The organism is Streptomyces poonensis, assembly GCF_014650915.1.
Lineage (GTDB): Bacteria > Actinomycetota > Actinomycetes > Streptomycetales > Streptomycetaceae > Streptomyces > Streptomyces poonensis.
Genome location: NZ_BMVW01000008.1, coordinates 269,502 through 288,919 on the forward strand (window position 1 = coordinate 269,502; position 19,418 = coordinate 288,919).

20 protein-coding genes are annotated in these 19,418 nt (G+C 71.3%); 10 read left to right on the plus strand and 10 right to left on the minus strand.

Translation table 11 applies throughout. From position 1 onward, the window contains the following. Positions 1 to 15: 15 nt before the first annotated feature. From IE242_RS21455 to IE242_RS21465, 3 genes are read right to left on the minus strand one after another with little or no spacing between them, the layout of a single operon-like run. Positions 16 to 1,344 (minus strand): GH1 family beta-glucosidase, encoded by a 1,329-nt coding sequence (locus tag IE242_RS21455; RefSeq protein WP_189861684.1) that lies wholly within the window; start codon positions 1,342 to 1,344, stop codon positions 16 to 18. Further along, positions 1,341 to 1,607 carry a protealysin inhibitor emfourin gene (locus IE242_RS21460; RefSeq protein WP_189861685.1) on the minus strand — a complete coding sequence of 89 codons (267 nt, stop codon included), beginning with the start codon at positions 1,605 to 1,607 and terminating at the stop codon, positions 1,341 to 1,343. The genes IE242_RS21455 and IE242_RS21460 overlap by 4 nt, the downstream gene beginning before the upstream one ends. Positions 1,608 to 1,640: 33 nt before the next feature. Continuing rightward, positions 1,641 to 2,738, minus strand: coding sequence for a M4 family metallopeptidase (locus tag IE242_RS21465; protein WP_189861686.1), 1,098 nt, complete (start codon positions 2,736 to 2,738; stop codon positions 1,641 to 1,643). A gap of 413 nt (positions 2,739 to 3,151) precedes the next feature. On the opposite strand from IE242_RS21465, the gene leuA reads away from it, so the two are divergent. From leuA to IE242_RS21480, 3 genes are all read left to right on the plus strand, one after another. Beyond that, positions 3,152 to 4,882, plus strand: coding sequence for a 2-isopropylmalate synthase (leuA, locus tag IE242_RS21470; RefSeq protein ID WP_189861687.1), 1,731 nt, complete (start codon positions 3,152 to 3,154; stop codon positions 4,880 to 4,882). Positions 4,883 to 5,201: 319 nt separating this feature from the next. Beyond that, positions 5,202 to 5,876 (plus strand): TerB family tellurite resistance protein, encoded by a 675-nt coding sequence (locus IE242_RS21475; RefSeq protein ID WP_229859239.1) that lies wholly within the window; start codon positions 5,202 to 5,204, stop codon positions 5,874 to 5,876. 135 nt (positions 5,877 to 6,011) lie between these two features. Then, a complete protein-coding gene (locus tag IE242_RS21480) occupies positions 6,012 to 7,160 on the plus strand; it encodes a sialidase family protein (RefSeq protein WP_373299556.1) in 1,149 nt (382 codons plus the stop codon). A gap of 9 nt (positions 7,161 to 7,169) precedes the next feature. On the opposite strand, the gene IE242_RS21485 is transcribed toward IE242_RS21480, so the two are convergent. The 5 genes from IE242_RS21485 to IE242_RS21505 are packed head-to-tail and all read right to left on the minus strand — an operon-like array spanning position 7,170 to position 13,860. Further along, positions 7,170 to 8,108, minus strand: coding sequence for a dihydrodipicolinate synthase family protein (locus tag IE242_RS21485; protein ID WP_189861689.1), 939 nt, complete (start codon positions 8,106 to 8,108; stop codon positions 7,170 to 7,172). Then, the gene (locus IE242_RS21490) at positions 8,105 to 9,193 is read right to left on the minus strand and encodes an oligopeptide/dipeptide ABC transporter ATP-binding protein (protein WP_189861691.1); all 1,089 of its coding nucleotides are present in this window, start codon (positions 9,191 to 9,193) and stop codon (positions 8,105 to 8,107) included. The genes IE242_RS21485 and IE242_RS21490 overlap by 4 nt, the downstream gene beginning before the upstream one ends. Continuing rightward, complete coding sequence (locus tag IE242_RS21495; protein WP_189861693.1) at positions 9,190 to 11,253, minus strand: dipeptide/oligopeptide/nickel ABC transporter permease/ATP-binding protein; 2,064 nt, start codon at positions 11,251 to 11,253, stop codon at positions 9,190 to 9,192. The genes IE242_RS21490 and IE242_RS21495 overlap by 4 nt, the downstream gene beginning before the upstream one ends. Further along, positions 11,250 to 12,212 (minus strand): ABC transporter permease, encoded by a 963-nt coding sequence (locus tag IE242_RS21500; protein ID WP_189861694.1) that lies wholly within the window; start codon positions 12,210 to 12,212, stop codon positions 11,250 to 11,252. Before IE242_RS21500 ends, IE242_RS21495 begins: the two co-directional genes overlap by 4 nt. Positions 12,213 to 12,216: 4 nt before the next feature. Beyond that, positions 12,217 to 13,860 carry an ABC transporter substrate-binding protein gene (locus IE242_RS21505; protein ID WP_189861696.1) on the minus strand — a complete coding sequence of 548 codons (1,644 nt, stop codon included), beginning with the start codon at positions 13,858 to 13,860 and terminating at the stop codon, positions 12,217 to 12,219. 138 nt (positions 13,861 to 13,998) lie between these two features. On the opposite strand from IE242_RS21505, the gene IE242_RS21510 reads away from it, so the two are divergent. The 4 genes from IE242_RS21510 to IE242_RS21525 all read left to right on the plus strand — a co-directional run bounded on the left by IE242_RS21510 (position 13,999) and on the right by IE242_RS21525 (position 16,013). Next, positions 13,999 to 14,739, plus strand: a complete 741-nt coding sequence (locus tag IE242_RS21510) for a FadR/GntR family transcriptional regulator (protein ID WP_189861698.1) — start codon at positions 13,999 to 14,001, stop codon at positions 14,737 to 14,739. Between the two features lie 41 nt (positions 14,740 to 14,780). Further along, positions 14,781 to 15,212 (plus strand): protein-tyrosine phosphatase family protein, encoded by a 432-nt coding sequence (locus tag IE242_RS21515; RefSeq protein WP_189861700.1) that lies wholly within the window; start codon positions 14,781 to 14,783, stop codon positions 15,210 to 15,212. A 100-nt stretch (positions 15,213 to 15,312) separates the two neighbouring features. Then, positions 15,313 to 15,693: a type II toxin-antitoxin system RelE/ParE family toxin gene (locus tag IE242_RS21520; RefSeq protein ID WP_229859218.1), complete on the plus strand. Its 381-nt coding sequence runs from the start codon at positions 15,313 to 15,315 to the stop codon at positions 15,691 to 15,693. Beyond that, positions 15,690 to 16,013 (plus strand): helix-turn-helix domain-containing protein, encoded by a 324-nt coding sequence (locus IE242_RS21525; RefSeq protein WP_030570171.1) that lies wholly within the window; start codon positions 15,690 to 15,692, stop codon positions 16,011 to 16,013. The genes IE242_RS21520 and IE242_RS21525 overlap by 4 nt, the downstream gene beginning before the upstream one ends. On the opposite strand, the gene IE242_RS21530 is transcribed toward IE242_RS21525, so the two are convergent. Next, on the minus strand, positions 15,996 to 16,280 hold the full coding sequence (locus IE242_RS21530; protein WP_189861704.1) for a DUF397 domain-containing protein: 285 nt from the start codon (positions 16,278 to 16,280) through the stop codon (positions 15,996 to 15,998). The two genes, IE242_RS21525 and IE242_RS21530, sit on opposite strands and share 18 nt — an antisense overlap. Next, entirely contained in the window at positions 16,262 to 17,104 is an 843-nt protein-coding gene (locus tag IE242_RS21535; protein WP_189861706.1) for a helix-turn-helix domain-containing protein, read from the minus strand. Before IE242_RS21535 ends, IE242_RS21530 begins: the two co-directional genes overlap by 19 nt. A 339-nt stretch (positions 17,105 to 17,443) precedes the next feature. Here IE242_RS21535 and IE242_RS21540 point away from each other — a divergent pair, with 339 nt between their 5' ends. From IE242_RS21540 to IE242_RS21550, 3 genes are read left to right on the plus strand one after another with little or no spacing between them, the layout of a single operon-like run. Beyond that, positions 17,444 to 17,683 (plus strand): hypothetical protein, encoded by a 240-nt coding sequence (locus tag IE242_RS21540; RefSeq protein WP_189861708.1) that lies wholly within the window; start codon positions 17,444 to 17,446, stop codon positions 17,681 to 17,683. Between the two features lie 30 nt (positions 17,684 to 17,713). After that, entirely contained in the window at positions 17,714 to 18,460 is a 747-nt protein-coding gene (recO, locus tag IE242_RS21545; protein ID WP_189861710.1) for a DNA repair protein RecO, read from the plus strand. Between the two features lie 54 nt (positions 18,461 to 18,514). Beyond that, complete coding sequence (locus IE242_RS21550; RefSeq protein WP_189861712.1) at positions 18,515 to 19,366, plus strand: isoprenyl transferase; 852 nt, start codon at positions 18,515 to 18,517, stop codon at positions 19,364 to 19,366. Positions 19,367 to 19,418 lie beyond the last annotated feature (52 nt).

Below are 19,418 nucleotides of genomic sequence, written 5' to 3' on the forward strand. Positions count from 1 at the left end.
CCCCGCTGCCCCGGCTCACCGCTGCGCCCGCAGTACCTCCCGCAGCCAGCCGTACGACGCCTTGGGAGTCCGTTCCAAGGTGCCGTGGTCGATGTGGACCAGGCCGAAGCGGCGTGCGTACCCCTCCGCCCACTCGAAGTTGTCCAGCAGCGACCACACGAAGTACCCGCGGACGTCGACGCCCGCCTCCAGGGCCCGGTGCAGGGCGCGGAGGTGGCCGTCCAGGTAGGCGATCCGCTCCTGGTCGTCGACGCCCTCGTACGCGCAGCCGTTCTCGGTGATGACGACCGGCGGGAGACGGTCGCCGTAGCGGTCGCGGAAGCCGGTGAGCAGCTCCGTCAGGGCCTCGGGGACCACCGGCCAGCCGGAGTCCGTGACCGGCCGGCCCTCGATCTCCCGCACGGAGAAGGGCAGCTCGGCGGGCATCGTCACCCCGCCGAACTCGATCTCCTCCCCGTGTGGCGCCCCCACCCTCGTCGGTGCGTAGTAGTTGATCCCGTACCAGTCGACCGGCTCGGCGATCACCTTGAGGTCGGCCTCGACGTCGCCCGGCAGCAGCTCGCCGATGCCCTCCGGGTAGCGCCCCAGCAGGACCGGCTCCGCGAACAAACGGTTCAGCAGGACGTCGTAGAAGTCGGCCGCCGCCACGTCCGCCGCCTCCTGTGACGCCGGCCACGTCGGACCGTGGGAGTTGGCGATCCCGATGTCCCCGGCACCGGCCGCGTGCAGCGCCCGTACGGCCAGACCGTGGGCCAGCAGCTGGTGGTGGGCCGCGGGCAGCGCGTCGAACAGCAGCCGCCCGCCCGGCGCGTGGGTGCCGAGGGCGTGGCCCAGCAGAGTGTGCTCGGCGGGCTCGTTGAGGGTGATCCACTTGCTGACGCGATCGCCGAGCCTCTCCGCGACCACGGCGACGTACTCGGCGAAGCGCCCGGCCGTGTCCCGGTGCAGCCAGCCGCCCGCCTCCTGGACGGACAGCGGGAGGTCCCAGTGGTAGAGGGTCGGCACCGGCCGGACCCCCGCCGCGCACAGCTCGTCGACCAGACGGTCGTAGAAGCCGAGGCCGCCGGGGGAGTTCACCCGGGGCCAGGAGATCGAGAAGCGGTACGCGTCCACGCCGAGACGGGCGAGGAGGGCCACGTCCTCGCGGTGGCGGTGGTAGTGGTCGCAGGCGACGTCCGCCGTCGAGCCGTCCTTGATCCGGCCCGGTCCGGCCGCGAACGCGTCCCACACGGAAGGCTCGCGCTCGTCCGCCGCACCCTCGATCTGATGGGCGGACGTCGACACGCCCCACAGGAAGCCGGACGGGAACCGAGGCACCGGCCCTCTCGCCGCGGCCGCGCTCACGCCCCCTCCTTGAGCACCTTGGAGATCAGCTTCCGCTGTTCCTCCGTGAGCCGGGGATCCGCGCAGTACACCGTCCGCCCGTCCACGGTGATCTGGTAGCTGAAGCCGTCCGGAACCCCTATCGGCGGCGTGTCCCGGCCGGCGGCGAGCGCCTTCTCGGCCAGGATCCGCCACTCACCCGCGTCGGGACGGCCGGAGGTGTCCACCTCCGCGTACCGCTCGAACCCCGCGAACCCGCCCGTGCGCCTCACTTGAATCCGCATGGGTCCCTGTCTAGTACGCCGGCTCCGGTACGGCTACGACGCCTGCGCCCTTTCCGGCGTCTCCTGCACACGCACCTTCACCTGTTCCCACGCCTTCAGCACCGCCTGGAGCTCCTCGGCCTCGCCGTAGCGGGCGCGCGCGGCGGAGACGGTCAGCGCGGCGAAGTCGGCGAACAGGGCCTGCGCCGTCAGCTCGCCGCCCGTCAGCACGTCGTACCAGATCTGCCCGGCCTTCTCCCAGGCGTGCCCGCCGAGCGCGGTGGCGACCAGGTAGAAGGCGTGGTTGGGGATGCCGGAGTTGATGTGCACGCCGCCGTTGTCGCGGCCGGTGCGCACATAGTCGTCCATCGTCGCGGGCTGCGGGTCCTTGCCGAGCACGTCGTCGTCGTACGCCGTGCCCGGGGCTTTCATGGAGCGCAGGGCCACGCCGGTGACGCGCGGGGCGAGCAGGTCCGCGCCGATCAGCCAGTCGGCCTCCTGGGCGGTCTGGCCGAGCGTGTACTGCTTGATCAGCGCGCCGAAGACGTCGGACATCGACTCGTTGAGCGCGCCGGGTTGGCCGAAGTAGGTGAGGTTCGCCGTGTACTGGGTGAGGCCGTGCGCGAGTTCATGGCCGATGACGTCCACGGGGAGGGTGAAGTCGAGGAAGATCTCGCCGTCACCGTCGCCGAACACCATCTGCTCGCCGTTCCAGAAGGCGTTGTTGTAGTCCTCGCCGAAGTGCACCGTGGCGTCGAGGGGCAGGCCCTCGCCGTTGATCGAGTTGCGCGCGTACGCCTTCGAGAACAGCTCGAAGGTGGCGCCGAGTCCGGCGTGGGCGCGGTTGACGGTGGCGTCCTTGCCGGGCTCGTCGCCCTCGCTCCGTACCTTCCTGCCGGGCAGGTCCTGCTGGTGTCCGGCGTCGTAGATCGTGCGGTTCGGGCGGTCCTCGGGGGTGCCGGCGGGCCGGGCGAGCGCCGGGGCGCCGAGCACCGTGGTCAGCCGGCGGCGGGTCCGCTCGTAGGCGTCGCGCTCCAGGGTGCGGCGGGCGGCTCTGGCGAGCGCGGCGTCCTCGGCCCGGGCCAGGGAGTCGAGGACATGGGGCGGCACGATGGTGCAGAAGACGGGCTCGAAGCCCGGTTGTGCGGTCATGACCAGTACGGTCGCACTGAGTGACTGAAATGTCACTACTCGCAACCTCGATTGAGGAAATGCCGGGAAACTGGCAGTCCGCCCCCCGCTTCTTGTGCTAGGGGTGCGTCCTTTCGCGGCGTCGGGCCGGTCCGTGTGCCGTGACGCCGGGCCGTACGGCTCCCGATGCGGTGCCGCGCATGCACCGTCTGTCACTTCGCATGCTCTTGGTCCCGTATGTCACCGCCATCCCGCATACTGAAACGGGCCGTCCGGCGGAGCGGGGCTCGGCTAGGCTGCGATGCATCATGCGTTTCGGGCTGCTTCTCCTTAGCTGCCGCGGCGAGGGCCTGTAGACGAGGCCGACTCCCTCCCCGCGGAGCTTGGCGTCGCGTCGTCGGCCGTCCTTCGGACATCTGAGGAGCCTACGCACCATGGCGAACCGCCAGCAGCCCACCTCCATGCCGGTCCACAAGTACCGCCCCTACGACCAGGTCGACATCGCCGACCGGACGTGGCCGGACAACCGGATCACCAAGGCCCCGCGCTGGCTCTCCACCGATCTGCGCGACGGCAACCAGGCCCTGATCGACCCGATGTCGCCCGCCCGCAAGCGCGCGATGTTCGACCTGCTGGTCAAGATGGGCTACAAGGAGATCGAGATCGGCTTCCCGGCCTCCGGGCAGACCGACTACGACTTCGTGCGCTCGATCATCGAGGAGCCCGGCGCCATCCCCGAGGACGTCACGATCTCCGTACTCACCCAGGCCCGTGAGGACCTGATCGAGCGGACCGTGGAGTCCCTGAAGGGCGCCCACCGCGCCACCGTCCACCTGTACAACGCCACCGCCCCCGTCTTCCGCCGGGTCGTCTTCCGCGGCTCCAGGGACGACATCAAGCAGATCGCGATAGACGGCACCCGCCTGGTGATGGAGTACGCGGAGAAACTGCTGGGCCCGGAGACGCAGTTCGGCTACCAGTACAGCCCCGAGATCTTCACCGACACCGAGCTGGACTTCGCGCTGGAGGTCTGCGAGTCGGTGATGGACGTCTGGCAGCCCGGCCCGGACCGCGAGATCATCCTCAACCTGCCCGCCACCGTGGAGCGTTCGACGCCGTCCACGCACGCGGACCGCTTCGAGTGGATGAGCCGCAACCTCTCCCGCCGCGAGTACATCTGCCTGTCGACCCACCCGCACAACGACCGCGGCACCGCCGTCGCCGCCGCCGAGCTGGCCGTGATGGCCGGCGCCGACCGCGTCGAGGGCTGCCTGTTCGGGCAGGGCGAGCGCACCGGCAACGTCGACCTGGTCACCCTGGGCATGAACCTGTTCTCCCAGGGCGTCGACCCGCAGATCGACTTCTCCGACATCGACGAGGTCCGCCGCACCGCCGAGTACTGCAACCAGATGGAGGTCCACCCGCGCCACCCCTACGCGGGCGACCTGGTCTACACGTCCTTCTCCGGCTCCCACCAGGACGCCATCAAGAAGGGCTTCGACGCCATGGAGGCCGACGCGAAGGCGCAGGACAAGACGGTCGACGAGATCGAGTGGGCCGTGCCGTACCTGCCCATCGACCCCAAGGACGTCGGCCGCTCCTACGAGGCCGTGATCCGCGTCAACTCGCAGTCCGGCAAGGGCGGTATCGCGTACGTCCTGAAGAACGACCACAAGCTGGACCTGCCGCGCCGGATGCAGATCGAGTTCTCGAAGATCATCCAGGCGAAGACGGACGCCGAGGGCGGCGAGGTCACCCCGAAGGACATCTGGGCGGTCTTCCAGGACGAGTACCTGCCGAACCCGGACAACCCCTGGGGCCGTATCCAGGTCCGCAACGGCCAGACCACCACGGACAAGGACGGCGTGGACACCCTCACCGTCGACGCCGAGGTGGACGGCGTGGAGACCACCCTGGTCGGCACCGGCAACGGCCCGATCTCCGCGTTCTTCCACGCGCTGCAGGGCATCGGCGTCGACGCACGGCTGCTGGACTACCAGGAGCACACGATGAGCGAGGGCGCCTCCGCGTCGGCCGCCTCGTACATCGAGCTCGCCATCGACGACAAGGTGCTGTGGGGCATCGGCATCGATGCGAACACGACACGCGCATCGCTGAAGGCCGCCGTGTCGGCCGTCAACCGGGCCGGCCGCCGTTCGGCCTGACCGGCTGTCCTGCCTGGGCTCTTGAGGTCCCGCCTGCCGTACGCGGCGGGCGGGACCGCGTCGTGCACCGGCCAATACCGGCCATGCGTTCGCTCTATCACGAACGGGTCTCTTCCGGAGTGCTGACTCCACCTCAACAATGTGGCTAACATCACCAAGCGCGGCGATGATGCCGCGGCCGCGACGGAGGTGCGACGTGCTGCCAGCCCGTGGAGGAGACAGCCAGGACGGCAGGGGCGACCACGAGGGCCGTACGCCGCGCACGCCGGGCCACGGCACGGCGAGCCGGGTACCGCACTCCGGCACGGCGCGCCGCGCGATCGTGAGGCTCCGGCTGAACCGCGCCCTCGGTGTCCGCACCGCGTGGACGGCCGTCGGCGACGGGGAGTTCTTCTGCCCCGGCTGCGGGGGCGACCGCAACTACCAGCGCCTCATGGGCCGGCGCCGTTTCACCCTCGTCGGCATCCCCCTCGTGCCGCGCGGGGAGACCGGCCCGACGGTGGAGTGCGCGGCCTGCCGCCGCCGCTACGGCACCGACGCGCTGGACCACCCGACGACGACCCGTTTCTCGGCGATGCTGCGCGACGCCGTGCACACGGTCGCGCTGGCCGTCCTCGCGGCCTGCGTCCCCTGTGCCCCCTCCTCCCTCACGACCGCCGCGGGCGCGGTGCGCTCCGCCGGCTTCGACGACTGCACGGAGGGCCAGCTCGGCGCGCTCGTCGAGGCGCTGGCCGCCGACACGGGCCGGGTGTTCGGCGAGCCCTGCGGGGCGGGTCTGGCCATAGAGCTCCATGAGGCCCTGGACCCGCTGGCCCCGCACCTCGCCCCCGCCGGCCGCGAGTCCATCCTGCTCCAGGGCGCCCGGATCGCCCTGGCCGACGGCCCGTACACCCCGGCCGAACGCGACGTCCTGGCGACGGTGGGCGCCGCCCTCACCATCGAGGCGGACGAGGTGACCCGGCTGCTCCAGGCGGCGGCCCGGACGCCTTCGTGAGATGTTGCCGTGACGTGTGAGAGGCAATAGGTTTCCCGGGACGTCCGACATCCCACCTCCGGGGAACCATCCTTGCCAGCCTTTCCCGCCCTGCCGGGCAGAAGCCGTACGGTCGCCGCGATCGTCGCCGCCGGACTGCTCACCGCCCTCACCGTCACCGTCAAGGCCGATGCGGACGCGTCCGCGCGCGGATGCCCGCCCTCCGTGCCGTACGAGGCGGGCCGCTCCGGCTACGCCTCGTACCGCATCCCGGCCGTGGTCAGGACCGAGGCGGGCACGGTGCTCGCCTTCGCCGAGGGGCGGCGCGACGGCGCGGGCGACACCGGGAACATCGACGTGGTGCTCAGGCGGTCCACCGACGGCGGCTGCACCTGGGGGCCGCAGCGGGTGGTGACGGCGGGCGAGGGCGACACGCGCGGCAACCCGGCGCCCGTGGTGGATCCGAGGACCGGCCGGATCGTGCTGGTCACCAGCTACAACAGCGGTGAGGTGACCGAGGCGGAGATCATGCGCGGCGAGGTCACCTCGGAGCAGGGCCGCCGGGTGTTCGTCCAGATGAGCCGCGACGACGGCCGCAGCTTCAGCGCCCCGCGCGAGATCACCAACTCGGTGGGACACGGCAACTGGCGCTGGTACGCGACCGGTCCCGGCCACGGGGTCGCCCTCACCAGCGAGTCGCTGTACGGCCGCCTGGTGATCCCCGCGAACCACTCCGACCCACCCCCGGCCGGCTCCACGGACACGGGCGAGGAGGCCAAGTACTACGGCGCCCACGCCCTCCACTCCGACGACGGCGGCCTGACCTGGGACCTGGGCTTCGTCGACGACTCGTACGACGGCACGGACAACTCCAACGAGAGCAGCGCGGCCGAACTCCCCGACGGGCGCCTGTACTTCAGCGCCCGCGACCAGAACGGCACCGGCGAGGGCAACCGCCTCGACGCGTACTCCAGTGACGGCGGCGAGACCCTGGACCGCCCGTACACCGTCCAGCCCACCCTGAACGACGTCCCGGTGGTCCAGGGCAGCACCGTCCAGATGCAGGACGGGCCCCTGCTCTTCTCCGGCCCGTCCGTACCGACCGAGCGCCGGTCGATGGCCGTCTGGCGCAGCGACGACGGGGGCGAGAGCTTCACCAAGGCCCTGACCCTGTCCTCGCAGCCGGCCGCCTACTCCGACCTGGTCCCGCTCGGCCGCGGCCACGTGGGCGTGCTGTACGAGACCGGTGAGAAGGGCCCGTACGAGCGGATCGTCTTCCGGCGGCTGCGGGTCGTGGACCTGTAGCCCCGCGGCTCACAGCAGACCGGCCGCCGCCAGGTACTTGCCCACCCGCTCCGCCTCGCCCGGCGACAGCGGGACCTGTGGTTCGGCCGTGGCCTCGCAGGCGATGACGCCCCGCAGCCGGAGCGCGGCCTTGAAGGCGCCGAGCGCGGACGAGCTGCCGCCCATCCGGCCGTCGGACGCGCCGACGCCGACCATCCGGAACAGGGCACACAGCCGCTCCTGTTCGGCGCGGGCCCGCTCCATGTCGCCCGCGCGGCAGAGGTCGTACAGGCGTACGTAGCCGGCGGGGTCGACGTTGGCGAGGCCGGGCACCGCGCCGTCGGCGCCCAGCGCCAGCGCCGTGTCGACGAGCAGCTCGGAGCCGGTCAGGGCGCTGAAGCCGGTGATGTCCTGGCGGGTCCTGGCCCCCGTCACCACGGCCCGGAAGCCGGCCAGGTCGCCGCTGGAGTCCTTCAGCCCGGCCAGCACGCCCTCCGCCGCCAGGTCCAGGACCAGATCGGCGTCCAGCCCGGTGTGGACGGCGACCGGGATGTCGTACGCGACGACCGGCACCGGGGATCCGGCGGCGATCAGCCGGAAGTGGCGGGCGATCTCGGCCGGGTGGGTGGTGGTGTAGAAGGGGGCGGTCGCCACGACCGCGTCGGCGCCCGCCCCGGTCACGGACCGCACCTGGTCCAGGACCCGCGGGGTCGTCATGTCGATCACCCCGGCCAGCACGGGGAGCCGGCCGGCCACGCGGGCCACGGCCGTTTCCACGACCAGCCGGCGCTGCCGGTCCGTCAGATACGCCGCCTCCGACGAGGAGCCGAGGACGAACAGCCCGTGCACCCCCGCGTCCACCAGATGGTCGACCAGCCGGACCAGGGAGTCCACGTCCACCTCGCGTTCCGGTGTCAGCGGAGTGCAGACGGGCGGGACGACACCGGTCAGCGGGGCGGGAAAGGTCATGGGGACTCCCTCGGGGGCTTCGTCGGTCCGTGCGGGCCGGCCGTGACCGCGGCGGCCTGGGCGACGAGTTCCCGCGTGGGCCGGCCTTCCTCCACCGGATGGTGGCACCGGAAGCGGTGTCCTGGGGTGGTTCCGGGTGATGCGTCCGGAAATGCGTCGGCGCACATCTCGGTGGCCTTCCAGCAGCGCGTACGGAACGGGCAACCGCTCGGCGGGCGGGTCGCCGACGGCACGGGCCCGGTCAGCGGGATCGGGTCGACGGGGTCCAGCAGGCCGGGCGTGGCGGAGAACAGCGCCCGGGTGTAGGGGTGCCGGGCGCGGTCGGTGACCTCGCCGGCCGGGGCCTCCTCGACGATCCGGCCGAGATACATGGTGATCACGCGGTCGCTCATCCGCCGTACCGTCTGGATGTCGTGCGACACGAACACCAGGGCCAGGCCGAGGCGTTCCTTCAGGTCCAGCAGGAGGTTGAGGATCTGGGCGCGGACCGACACGTCCAGCGCGCTCGTCGGTTCGTCAGCCACCACCAGGTCCGGGTCGAGCGCGAGCGCCCGGGCGACGGCGACGCGCTGGCGCTGGCCGCCCGACAGCTGGCCGGGCAGCGCGTCGGCGAGCGCCGGAGGGAGGCCGACGAGGGACATCAGCTCCCGTACGCGTGCCTCGCGTTCGGTGGGTGTGCCGTGTCTGTGCACGTCCAGGGGGTCGCGCAGGATCCGCCGGACGGGCAGGCGCCGGTTGAGCGCCGTGGACGGGTCCTGGAAGACCATGCCGGTGCCGCGGCCGACCGTCGCGCGCCGCTCGGCCGGCTTCATGGCCCACAGGTCACGGCCCCGGAGGAGCACGGTGCCGGAGACCGGCCGCTCCGCGCCCACCAGCACCTTCGCCAGCGTCGACTTGCCGCAGCCGGACTCGCCGACCACGCCGACCGTCTCACCGGGCGCGACGGTGAGGTCGGCGCCGGTGAGGGCGTACACGTGGTCGCGGGTGAACAGGCCGCCGCTGCGGGCCCGGTGGACGACGTGCACGCCGTGCAGCGCGATGAGCGGGGTCTCCGTGGAGGACGTGGAGGACGGGGAGGGCGTCATCGCAGGGCCTCGCTGTCGGCCGGGACCAGTTCGACCGCCGGGTGGTGGCAGGCCGCCACGTGGTGCGGGGTGCCGGCGAGGTCCGGACGCGTGGTCACGCAGACCTCGGTGGCCAGCGGACATCGGTCGGCGAACCGGCAGCCCGCGGGGAATCCGGCGGGGGCGGGCACCGTGCCCCTGATCTGCGTCATGCGTTCCTCGCCCGACTCCAGGGACAGCACGCTGCCGAGCAGGCCGCGCGTGTAGTGGTGGGCCGGGGACTCGACCAGGTCGGCGGTCACGCCCGTCTCCACGATCCGCCCGCCGTACATCACGATCACCCGGTCGGTGACGGCCGAGACGAGTGCCAGGTCGTGGCTGACCAGGATCAGCGCGAAGTCCAGCTCCTCGCGCAGCCGCAGCAGCAGCTCGATGATCTGCGCCTGCACGGTCACGTCCAGGGCCGTCGTCGGTTCGTCGGCGACGATGAGCTTCGGCTCGCGGGACAGGGCCAGCGCGATCAGGACGCGCTGGCGCTGGCCGCCGGACAGCTCGTGCGGGTAGGCGCGCAGGGTGCGGTCCGGGTCGAGACCGACGAGTTCCAGCAGCTCGGCGGGGGTGCGCCAGCCGCCCCGCCGGACGACCTGCTTCAGCTGGGCGCGGATCGTCATCGCCGGGTTGAGGGAGGACAGCGCGTCCTGGTAGATCATCGCCATCTCGTGGCCGAGCAGCCGGCGCCGTACCCGCATCGGCTCGCCGACGAGCTGCCGCCCCGCGAACCGGACGTGGCCGCGCACCCGGGCGCCCTTCGGTTCCAGCCCCATCACCGCCAGCGCGGTCAGCGACTTGCCGCAGCCCGACTCGCCGACCAGGCCGACCACTTCACCGGGGTGCACCTCGAAGCCGATGCCGTCCACGATGTCCACGCCGCCGTGCCGCTCCGGGAAGCCGATGGAGAGGTTCTCGACGGCGAGCACCGGCTGCCCGCCGCCCGGGCCCGCGCCCGGCAGCGGCCGGGCCCTCGCGCGCAGCCGCCGCGCCGCATCCGGGAGCCCGGGGAGTTCGAGCACCCTCCCGGTCCCGGGCTCGGGCGTCTCCAGCCGGTCCCGTCCGGCGGCGCGCGGCTCGACCTCGCGGGGCGCGGGCGCCGCCCACGCGTCGGAGACCCCCTCCGACAGGATGTTCAGCGACAGCACGGTGACCAGCATCAGCAGCCCGGGGAACACGGTCGCCCACCAGCCGCCGGTGAGCACCATGTTCTTGCCGTCCGCCATCACGCTGCCCCACGACGGGTCCGGCGGCCTGACCCCCGCCCCGATGAACGACAGCGACGCCTCGAAGACGACGGCCTCCGCGACCTGCACCGTGCAGAACACGAGGATCGGTGCGGCGCAGTTGACGGCCACGTGCCGGAGGACGATGTGCGGGGTGCGTGCCCCGATGACCCGCTCGGCGGTCACGTAGTCCTCGCCGTACTGGTCGAGGATGTTGGCCCGTACGACGCGTGCGACGGGCGGGGTGAACAGGAACGCGATCGCGCAGATCAGCACGGTGATCCCGCCGCCGAACACCGCGACGAGGACCGCCGCCAGCGCGATGCCCGGGAACGCCATCACCACGTCCAGGCAGCGCATCAGCGTCTCGTCCACCGCCCTGCGCGAGGTCGCGGCGACCGCGCCGGTCAGCGCGCCCGCGACCAGGGCGAGCGCGGTGGCGCCGAGCCCGATGGCGAGGGACCAGCGGGCCCCGTACATCAGCCGGCTGAGGATGTCCCGGCCGAGGCTGTCCTGGCCCATCCAGTGCCCGGCGGACGGCGCCCCGGTGCCGTCGACGAGCGGCAGCTGGTCCAGCGGGTCGTGCGGGGCGAGGAGGGGCGCGAGGAGCGCCGTCAGGACCACGACGGCCAGAAAGCAGACCGCGATCCGGGACAGGAGGGGCAGCCGCCGCCGACCGCGCAGCCGGATGCCGGGGCGGGAGAGCGCGTCCGTGAGGCGCCTGCGGGTGAAGAGGGCTCCGGCCGGCTTCGGAGCGGACGTCTTCGAGCCGGTCGTCTTCGGGCCGGTCGTCTTCGGGCCGGTCATCGGTTCGCCTCCCGCAGTCGCGGATTGACCAGCAGATAGAGGATGTCGATGACGAGGTTGACGACCACGAAGCCGGCCGCCGTGGTCAGCACCACGCCCTGGACGACGGCCGGGTCGCCGTTCTTCACGGCGTCGATCATCAGCTTGCCCATCCCCGGCAGCGAGAAGATCGTCTCGATGACGACCGCGCCGCCCAGCAGATAGCCCACGCGCAGCCCGAGGACCGTGAGCGGGTTGACGAGGGCGTTGCGCAGGACGTTCCGCCCGACCACGACCCGCGGCGGCAGCCCGCTCCCGATCGCGGTCCGTACGTAGTCCTTGTCGAGCTCCTCCACCACCGCCGTCCGCACGATCCGGGTGAGCTGGGCCGCCACCGGCAGCGACAGCGCGAGCGCGGGCAGCGTCATGGTCTTGAGCCAGCCGGTGAAGGAGTCGGCCGGGTTGATGTATCCGCCGGACGGGAACCAGCCCCGGTCCACCGCCAGGTACTGGATCATCAGCAGCGCCAGCCAGAATCCGGGCGCAGCGACCCCGGTCAGCGACACCACGCGGATGAGCTGGTCGGGCAGCCGGTCGCGGTGGATCGCGGCCGTCACCCCGCCGAGCAGCGCGAGGACCACCGCGATGCCCAGGCCCAGGAAGGTGAGCTGGAGGGTGAGCGGCAGGGCCGTGAAGACCTGGTCGACCACCGGCTCGCGGGTCAGCGCGCTGATGCCCATGTCACCGTGGAGCAGATCGCCGACGAACGCGGCGTACCGCACCGGCAGCGGGTCCAGCAGGCCGTGCTCCTCGCGGAACGCGTGCAGCTGCTCCGGCGTCGGATTGGCGCCCTGGAAGAACGCCGACGCCGGGTCCACGTCCGAGAACCGCATGACGAGGAACACGAACAGCACGATGCCGAGCATCAGCGGGACCAGCAGGGCGATCCGGCGCAGCAGGATCCTCAGGACGGCGGTCACGGGATCACGCCCACTTTGCCTGAAGCAGGTTGATACCCGGGTACGGCTGCGCTCTGATCCCCGACAGCCGAGCCGGGTCCCACGCCGTCATCAGCTCGTTGTGGACGACCGGGTAGAGCACGGCCTGTTCGGCGACGACGTCGATGTAGTCCTGGATCATCTCGCGCTTGCGCCGCGGGTCGGGCTCGCGCGTCGCCCGCTCCATGTCCCGGAACAACTGTTGCGCGACGGGGTCGTCGGCCCAGCGGGTGTACCCCATCCACAGGTTCCCGGGGCCGTAGTTGTAGTGCATGATCAGGTCGGCGTCGAGGCCGAACTGGTTGGGGTTCGACGCCGCTGCCACCACCTGGTAGTCCCGCCTCTGGTCCAGCTTCGTGAAGACGGCCGTGGTCTCCTGCGGCGACAGCGTGGTCTCGACACCGATCGCGTCCCAGGACGCCTTGATGGTGGGCAGGCAGTCCACGATCCAGCTGACGTTGACGGCGAGGATCTCGACGTTCAGCCTGCTGACCCCGGCCTGCTTCAGCAGCGCCCTCGCCCGGTCCGGGTCGTGGCCGTAGACGGTCTTGGCCCGCCGGTAGCCGGGATTGGCCTCGTTCAGGAAGGAACTCGCGGGCCTCCCGTGCCCCTTGAGAGCGACCTCCACCATCTTCTCGGTGTCGATGGCGTAGTGCAGCGCCTGCCGCACCCGTACGTCGTCGAACGGCTTGTGCTCCGTGTTGAACATCAGGAAGAGGTTGTTCATCCCGAAGCCGCTCCCCACGGTCAGGCCGCTCCGCTCCAGCCGGTCGATGTTGGCGTACGGGATGTTGTCGGCGATCTGCGCGCCCGCGCTGCCGCCGGAGATCTTCGCGACGCGCGGGGCGGCGTCGACGACGGTCAGCCAGTTCATCCGCTTGAAGGCGGGCGGGCGCGGGCCGTCGTAGCCGTCGAAGGCCTCGAAGGTGGTGTTGGACTTCGGGTGGTGCGCGGTCTGCCGGTACGGCCCGGATCCGACCGCCTTGCCCGCGACGGCGTCCTCCCAGCCGCCCGGCCGCCCGTACACGTGCCTCGGCATGATCTTCGCGAGGGTGAGCCGGGCGAGACCGTCCGGGAAGGGGAACTTCAGTACGAGCTCGACGCTCCGCTCGCCCGTCTTCCGCACGTCCTCCAGCCAGCTCGCGAAGAAGCCCTTGGCGAGGGTCTGCGTGCCCGGGTCGAGGATGCGGTCGAAGACGAAGACGACGTCGTCGGCGGTGACGGGCTTCCCGTCGTGGAAGGTGGCCCCGGAGCGCAGCGTGAACTTCCAGGAGGTACCGCGCAGGTCCGCGTCCCCCGGCACCTCGGTGGCGAGCGCCGCGTACGGCTCGCGCGAGATGGGGTCGGTGTCGAGGAGGCCCTCGTAGATGTGGTGGTTGGCCGCCATGGAGAAGGCGGACGCGGTCTGCGCGGGGTCCCAGCTGCCGTCGTTGCCGTAACCGATCACGGCGGTCAGCGTGCCGTTCCCACCCCCGCCCCCGCCTCCGGTGGCGATGGTGGACTCCGGCCCCCATGAGCAGCCCGACAGCGAGGCGGGAAGCGCGGCGGCCGCGCCCAGGGCTCCGGAGTACCTCAGGAACGCCCGGCGGTGCGGCGCCGGTACGTCATCGTCGTCGGTCGCGTCGCGCACGGATCCTCCAGCGAGAGGAGCGAGAGGTGGGGGGAGGAGATACGACGTCCTACGTCACAGGGGGCTACGCGACCATAGGAGGGGGTCCGGGGAGGGTCAAGGGAGCGCGCAGGGGTGGCGTGTCCGCCTCGGCGTACGATGCGGCGCATGTCTCAGCACACCGGGAACCGGCACCGGCCCGAGCGGCGGGTGAGCGGGCGGATCCAGCGCGACGTGATGCAGCTGATCCTCGACCGCGGGCTCGGCCCGGGTGCCCCGCTGCCCACCGAGACGGAGCTGATGGAGGACCTCGGCGTCAGCCGCAACTCCGTCCGCGAGGCCCTCAAGGCGCTCCAGGCCCTCGACATAGTGGACATCCGGCACGGCTACGGCACGTACGTCGGCCAGGCGTCCCTGACCCCGCTGGCCGACGGCCTGACCTTCCGCACGCTCGCCCGCTCCGATGACGGAACGGGTGCGCTGGCGGAGATCCTCCAGGTCCGCGAGGTACTGGAGGAGGGCCTGATCCGCCGCGTCGCGGCCACGCTGACGGACGCGGAACTGGACCGCCTGGAAGCGGCGGTCGACCGCATGGAGGCGGCGGGCCGGGCGGGCGAGCCCTTCCCCGAACTGGACCGCGAGTTCCACGAGCTGCTGTACGCGTCCCTCGGCAACGCGCTCGTGCCGCAGCTGCTGGGCGCCTTCTGGACGGTGTTCCGCCGGGTCGCGCGGGCCCGCGGCTGGACGGACGACCCGGCCCCCGACCTGACGGTCGCCCGCCACCGCGCCATCGTCACGGCCCTGCGCGCCCGCGACGTGGAGGCGGCACAGCGGGCGATGGCGGACCACTTCCGGGGCATCGAGGCACGAGCGGCGCGGGAGTCGCGGGAAGCGGGCTGAAACCCGGGGCGCCACCCGGCTCTTGTTCGTACGCTGATCCGATGGCTGACCTCTGGACCCCGACCGCCCCCGGTGTGCTGAAGCTCCCCTCCGGCCGCCTCGTACGCGGCCGCGGCCTGCGCCACCCGCTCCCGACGGACGGCCCGGCCCCCACGTACGGGGTGTACCTCCTGGGCAGCCGGCCCCCCGAGGTCCCCTGGGACTCCACCTGGCTCCCCTGGCCGGACTTCCGCCTCCCGGCCGACCACGCGGAGGCGTCGCGCGTCCTCCGGGACGCCTGGTCCCGCACCCTCACCGAACGCGTCGAGCTCGCCTGCGAGGGGGGCCGCGGCCGCACGGGCACGGCCCTGGCCTGCCTGGCGGTACTGGACGGGGTGCCTCCGGGCGAGGCGGTGGCGTACGTGCGCGAGCACTACGACCGGCGCGCGGTGGAGACGCCGTGGCAGCGGAGGTATGTGCGGCGGTTCGTCTGACCGGGAGGTTCACCCCGGACGGGTGAAGCTCCCGGGTTCTTGCCCAGTGCGGCCCTTTCATCGAGTTTAGTGAATGCTAAACTCGCTGAAAGGGCCGAAGGTGGCAGAGCAGTGGGACGTTTACCTGACCAGCGAGGTGGATCAGTGGTTGAACGACCTTGAGAAGAGCGACCCGGAGTCGTACGTGCTCGTCAATCAGGCGATCTGGATCCTCGCTTGCCACGGGCCCGCCGAAGGCCGGCCGCTTGTGGACCGGATCAGGGGATCTACCCTGCACAATCTCAAGGAGCTCCGGCCCGGTTCGAGTAGGCGGAGCGAGGTGCGCATCCTGTTCGTCTTCGACCCGTGGCGCTCGGCGATCCTGCTGATCGCCGGTGACAAGTCCGGTAGCTGGCGTACCTGGTACGAGGAAGCGATCCCGCTGGCCGAGCTCCGGTACGCGGAGTACGTGGCCGATCGGAAGAAGGAGTCGGAGAGGTGAGCGGAAACGTCAGGTGGTCGGCCAGTGGGCATCGTGAGCGGGCCGAAGAGCTGGCTGGTGGCCCGGAGGCGTTCCTGGAGGGGGCCCGGCGCATGCTTGCCGAGGCCCAGGCCTGGCGGTTGGTGGACATGAGGCAGGAGCGCGGCTTCACCCAGGCGCAGGTGGCCGAGCGCATGGGCGTGAGCAAGGGGCGGATCTCTCAGATCGAGAGCGGTCACGTCTCCGGAACGGACGTGGTCGCCCGGTACGTCGAGGCGCTGGGCGGCAGCCTGGTCATGGTCGCCGTCTTCGACGACGGGGACCTACGCAAGGTGGGCTGACCGCACGGTACGGACGAACTCCGTCCAGGCGGCCGCCCCCACCACCAGCACGGGACCGTCCGGCACCTTGCTGTCGCGGACGGGGACGAGGCCGGGGACTCCGTCGGCGACTTCGACGCAGCTGCCGCCGTTGTCGTCGCTGTAGGTGCTCTTGCGCCAGCGGGCGGCGCCGGGGAAGTCGTATGCGACTTCGATGCAGCTGCCGCCGTTGCCGTCGCTGTAGCTGCTCTTGCGCCAGCGAGCCTTGCTCAGGTCGTACTCGTACATCGTCTGTAGTCCTCAGCCGCCGATGCGATCAGGGCGAGGGACGCCTCCGGTGACAGCGCGGCGACCCTGAGCAGATCGTAGGTTCCGCGCATGCGCTTCACCAGGGCCGGATCGTCGAGCAACGTGCCCGAATACACGGCTTCTGTATAGGCGGTCGGCGGGGCGTCGTCGAACTCCATCAAGGTCATCATCCCGGCCATGGCGGCGAACGCTCCCGCCGCGCACGGGATGACGGTGATCAGAACGCGCCGGGCACGTGCCGTCGCGATCAGATGGGCAAGCTGGTCGGCCATCACTCCGTGGCCGCCGACCGGAACGCGCAGCACGTTCTCGTGCAGGATCGCCCAGTACTCAGGCCTCGTGGCGTCGTCCAGGATGTGCGCCCGCTCGGTGCGGGCCGCCACCTTGTCGTGCACATACGCGTCGGTGGCGAAGGGACTCGTCGCCAGCGTCACCGCCCGCGTGTACGCAGCCGTCTGCAGCAGCCCTGGCACCAACGTCGGCGCGAACTCGCAGATCTTCGTCGCCGTCCGCTCCAGCTCCACGACCGCCGCGAAATAATCCGCATATCGCTTGTCATCAATCAGCTTTCGCCATGTTCGCTCGAAAAAACCGTCGGTTTGTAGAACCTCGTCGATCCGCTGGGCCACGTCCGGCTGAGGTTTCCGAATGGCCTGTTCGAATTGACCGATGTAACCGCCGGAAACGAATACCCGGGCGCCCAACTCGACCTGCGTCAGCGCCGCGTTCTCCCGTCGCCTCTTCAGCTCCGCGCCGAAGAACTCCCACGCCGCCTGCCGAGAACCCTGCGAACCATTGGCCATGGCCAACCCCCAAGTACTGCCCTGAACTTGTAGAGCGCGGACGAGTGCCGAGTGTAGGCATACGGCGTCATCCTGGAGGTGCGAAGAATGAAACTCAATAACGCAGGGGAGCACCGTGAAGGAAGCATGTGCAGCAGGCGGGGGACGACACTCGGCGCGCTGCGTCGAAGAGGCGGAGGAAACGGTGGAGGAATTGCGGCAGGCGCTCGCGGACGCGGGAATTATGTTGCCGGCACTGCGGATCGAGCCGGAGGCTCTCGCCCGGAAGGCGCCCTGTCCGCCGGTGGAATTGGGCAGCTGTTCCGTGGACGCCGCGGCGCGCCTCGCGGCGGCCCTGCGATGAGTGTCACGCGGGGGAGCGGGCCGACGCCGCCGGTCGGCTCGTACGCCGTCGACATCACCACCGGGGAGGTGGGCCGCGTCATGGGACATGAAGGGCCGTACGTCCAGCTCCGGCCCGTCGGCGGCGGGCGGGAGTGGGACTGCGACCCCGCGGACGTACGGGCCGCGACGGCGCAGGAGCGGCTGCGCGCGGCCACCTCCTACGAGAACGCCCGCAGCCGGGGGGAAGTGCCCTAGGCGCCGGCGCCGTGGGCGAGAATGGACGGCATGAGTCTGTTCCGCGACGACGGCATCGTGCTGCGCACCCAGAAGCTGGGTGAGGCGGACCGGATCATCACGCTGCTCACGCGGGGTCACGGCCGGGTACGGGCCGTGGCCCGCGGCGTGCGGCGCACCAAGTCGAAGTTCGGGGCCCGGCTGGAGCCGTTCTCCCACGTGGACGTGCAGTTCTTCGCGCGGAACAGCGAGCTGGTCGGGCGCGGGCTGCCGCTGTGCACACAGAGTGAGACCATCGCGGCGTACGGGAGCGGGATCGTCACCGACTACGCCCGCTACACCGCCGGGACGGCCATGCTGGAGACGGCCGAGCGGTTCACCGATCACGAGGGCGAGCCGGCGGTGCAGCAGTACCTGCTGCTCGTCGGGGCGCTGCGGACTCTTTCCCGTGGCGAGCACGCACCGCACCTCGTGCTCGACGCCTTCCTGCTGCGCTCCCTCGCCGTGAACGGGTACGCGCCCAGCTTCGGCGACTGCGCCCGGTGCGGGATGCCAGGGCCGAACCGGTTCTTCTCGGTGGCGTCCGGCGGCTCCGTCTGCGTGGACTGCCGGGTGCCCGGCAGTGTCGTACCGTCTCCCCAGGCCCTCGCGCTGCTCGGGGCGCTGCTCGGAGGAGACTGGGCGACGGCCGACGCGTGCGAGGCGCGGTACGTGCGGGAGGGCAGCGGGCTCGTCTCCGCGTATCTGCACTGGCATCTTGAACGCGGGCTGCGTTCGCTGCGTTACGTGGAGAAGTAGCCACCAAGTAGCCACTCAGGCCGAACCGAATCATCGCTAGGAGACGTGAAGCACATGGCCGTACGCGGGTTCCTGGGGCGTCAGCGCCGCGAGTACAGGACGCCGGAGCCGCACCCGTCCGGTGCCCGCGCGCCCAAGCTCCCCGGTGAGCTGGTCCCGAAGCATGTGGCGATCGTCATGGACGGGAACGGCCGCTGGGCCAAGGAGCGGGGGCTGCCGCGCACCGAGGGCCACAAGGTCGGCGCCGAGCGCGTCATGGACGTGCTCCAGGGCGCGATCGAGATGGGCGTGGGCGCCATCTCCCTGTACGCCTTCTCCACGGAGAACTGGAAGCGTTCGCCGGACGAGGTGCGCTTCCTGATGAACTTCAACCGGGACTTCATCCGCAAGACGCGCGACCAGCTCGACGAGCTCGGGGTGCGGGTGCGCTGGGTGGGGCGGATGCCCAAGCTGTGGAAGTCGGTGGCCAAGGAGCTCCAGGTCGCCCAGGAACAGACCAAGGACAACGACCGGCTCACGCTGTACTTCTGCATGAACTACGGCGGCCGGGCCGAGATCGCGGACGCGGCGCTGGCCCTCGCGGAGGACGTGAAGGCGGGGCGGCTCGACCCGTCCAAGGTCACGGAGAAGACCTTCGCGAAGTACCTGTACTACCCGGACATGCCGGACGTGGACCTGTTCCTGCGGCCGAGCGGCGAGCAGCGCACGTCGAACTACCTGATCTGGCAGAGCGCCTACGCCGAGATGGTCTTCCAGGACGTGCTGTGGCCGGACTTCGACCGCCGCGACCTGTGGCGCGCCTGTGTCGAGTTCGCCTCCCGTGACCGCCGCTTCGGCGGCGCCGTCCCGAACGAGGAGCTGCTCGCGATGGAGCGGGCGATGCGGGGGCGGCCGGAGCAGGGCTGAACACACGGGTGGGGCGAGGGAACCGTCACCGGTTCCCTCGCCCCACCCGTTC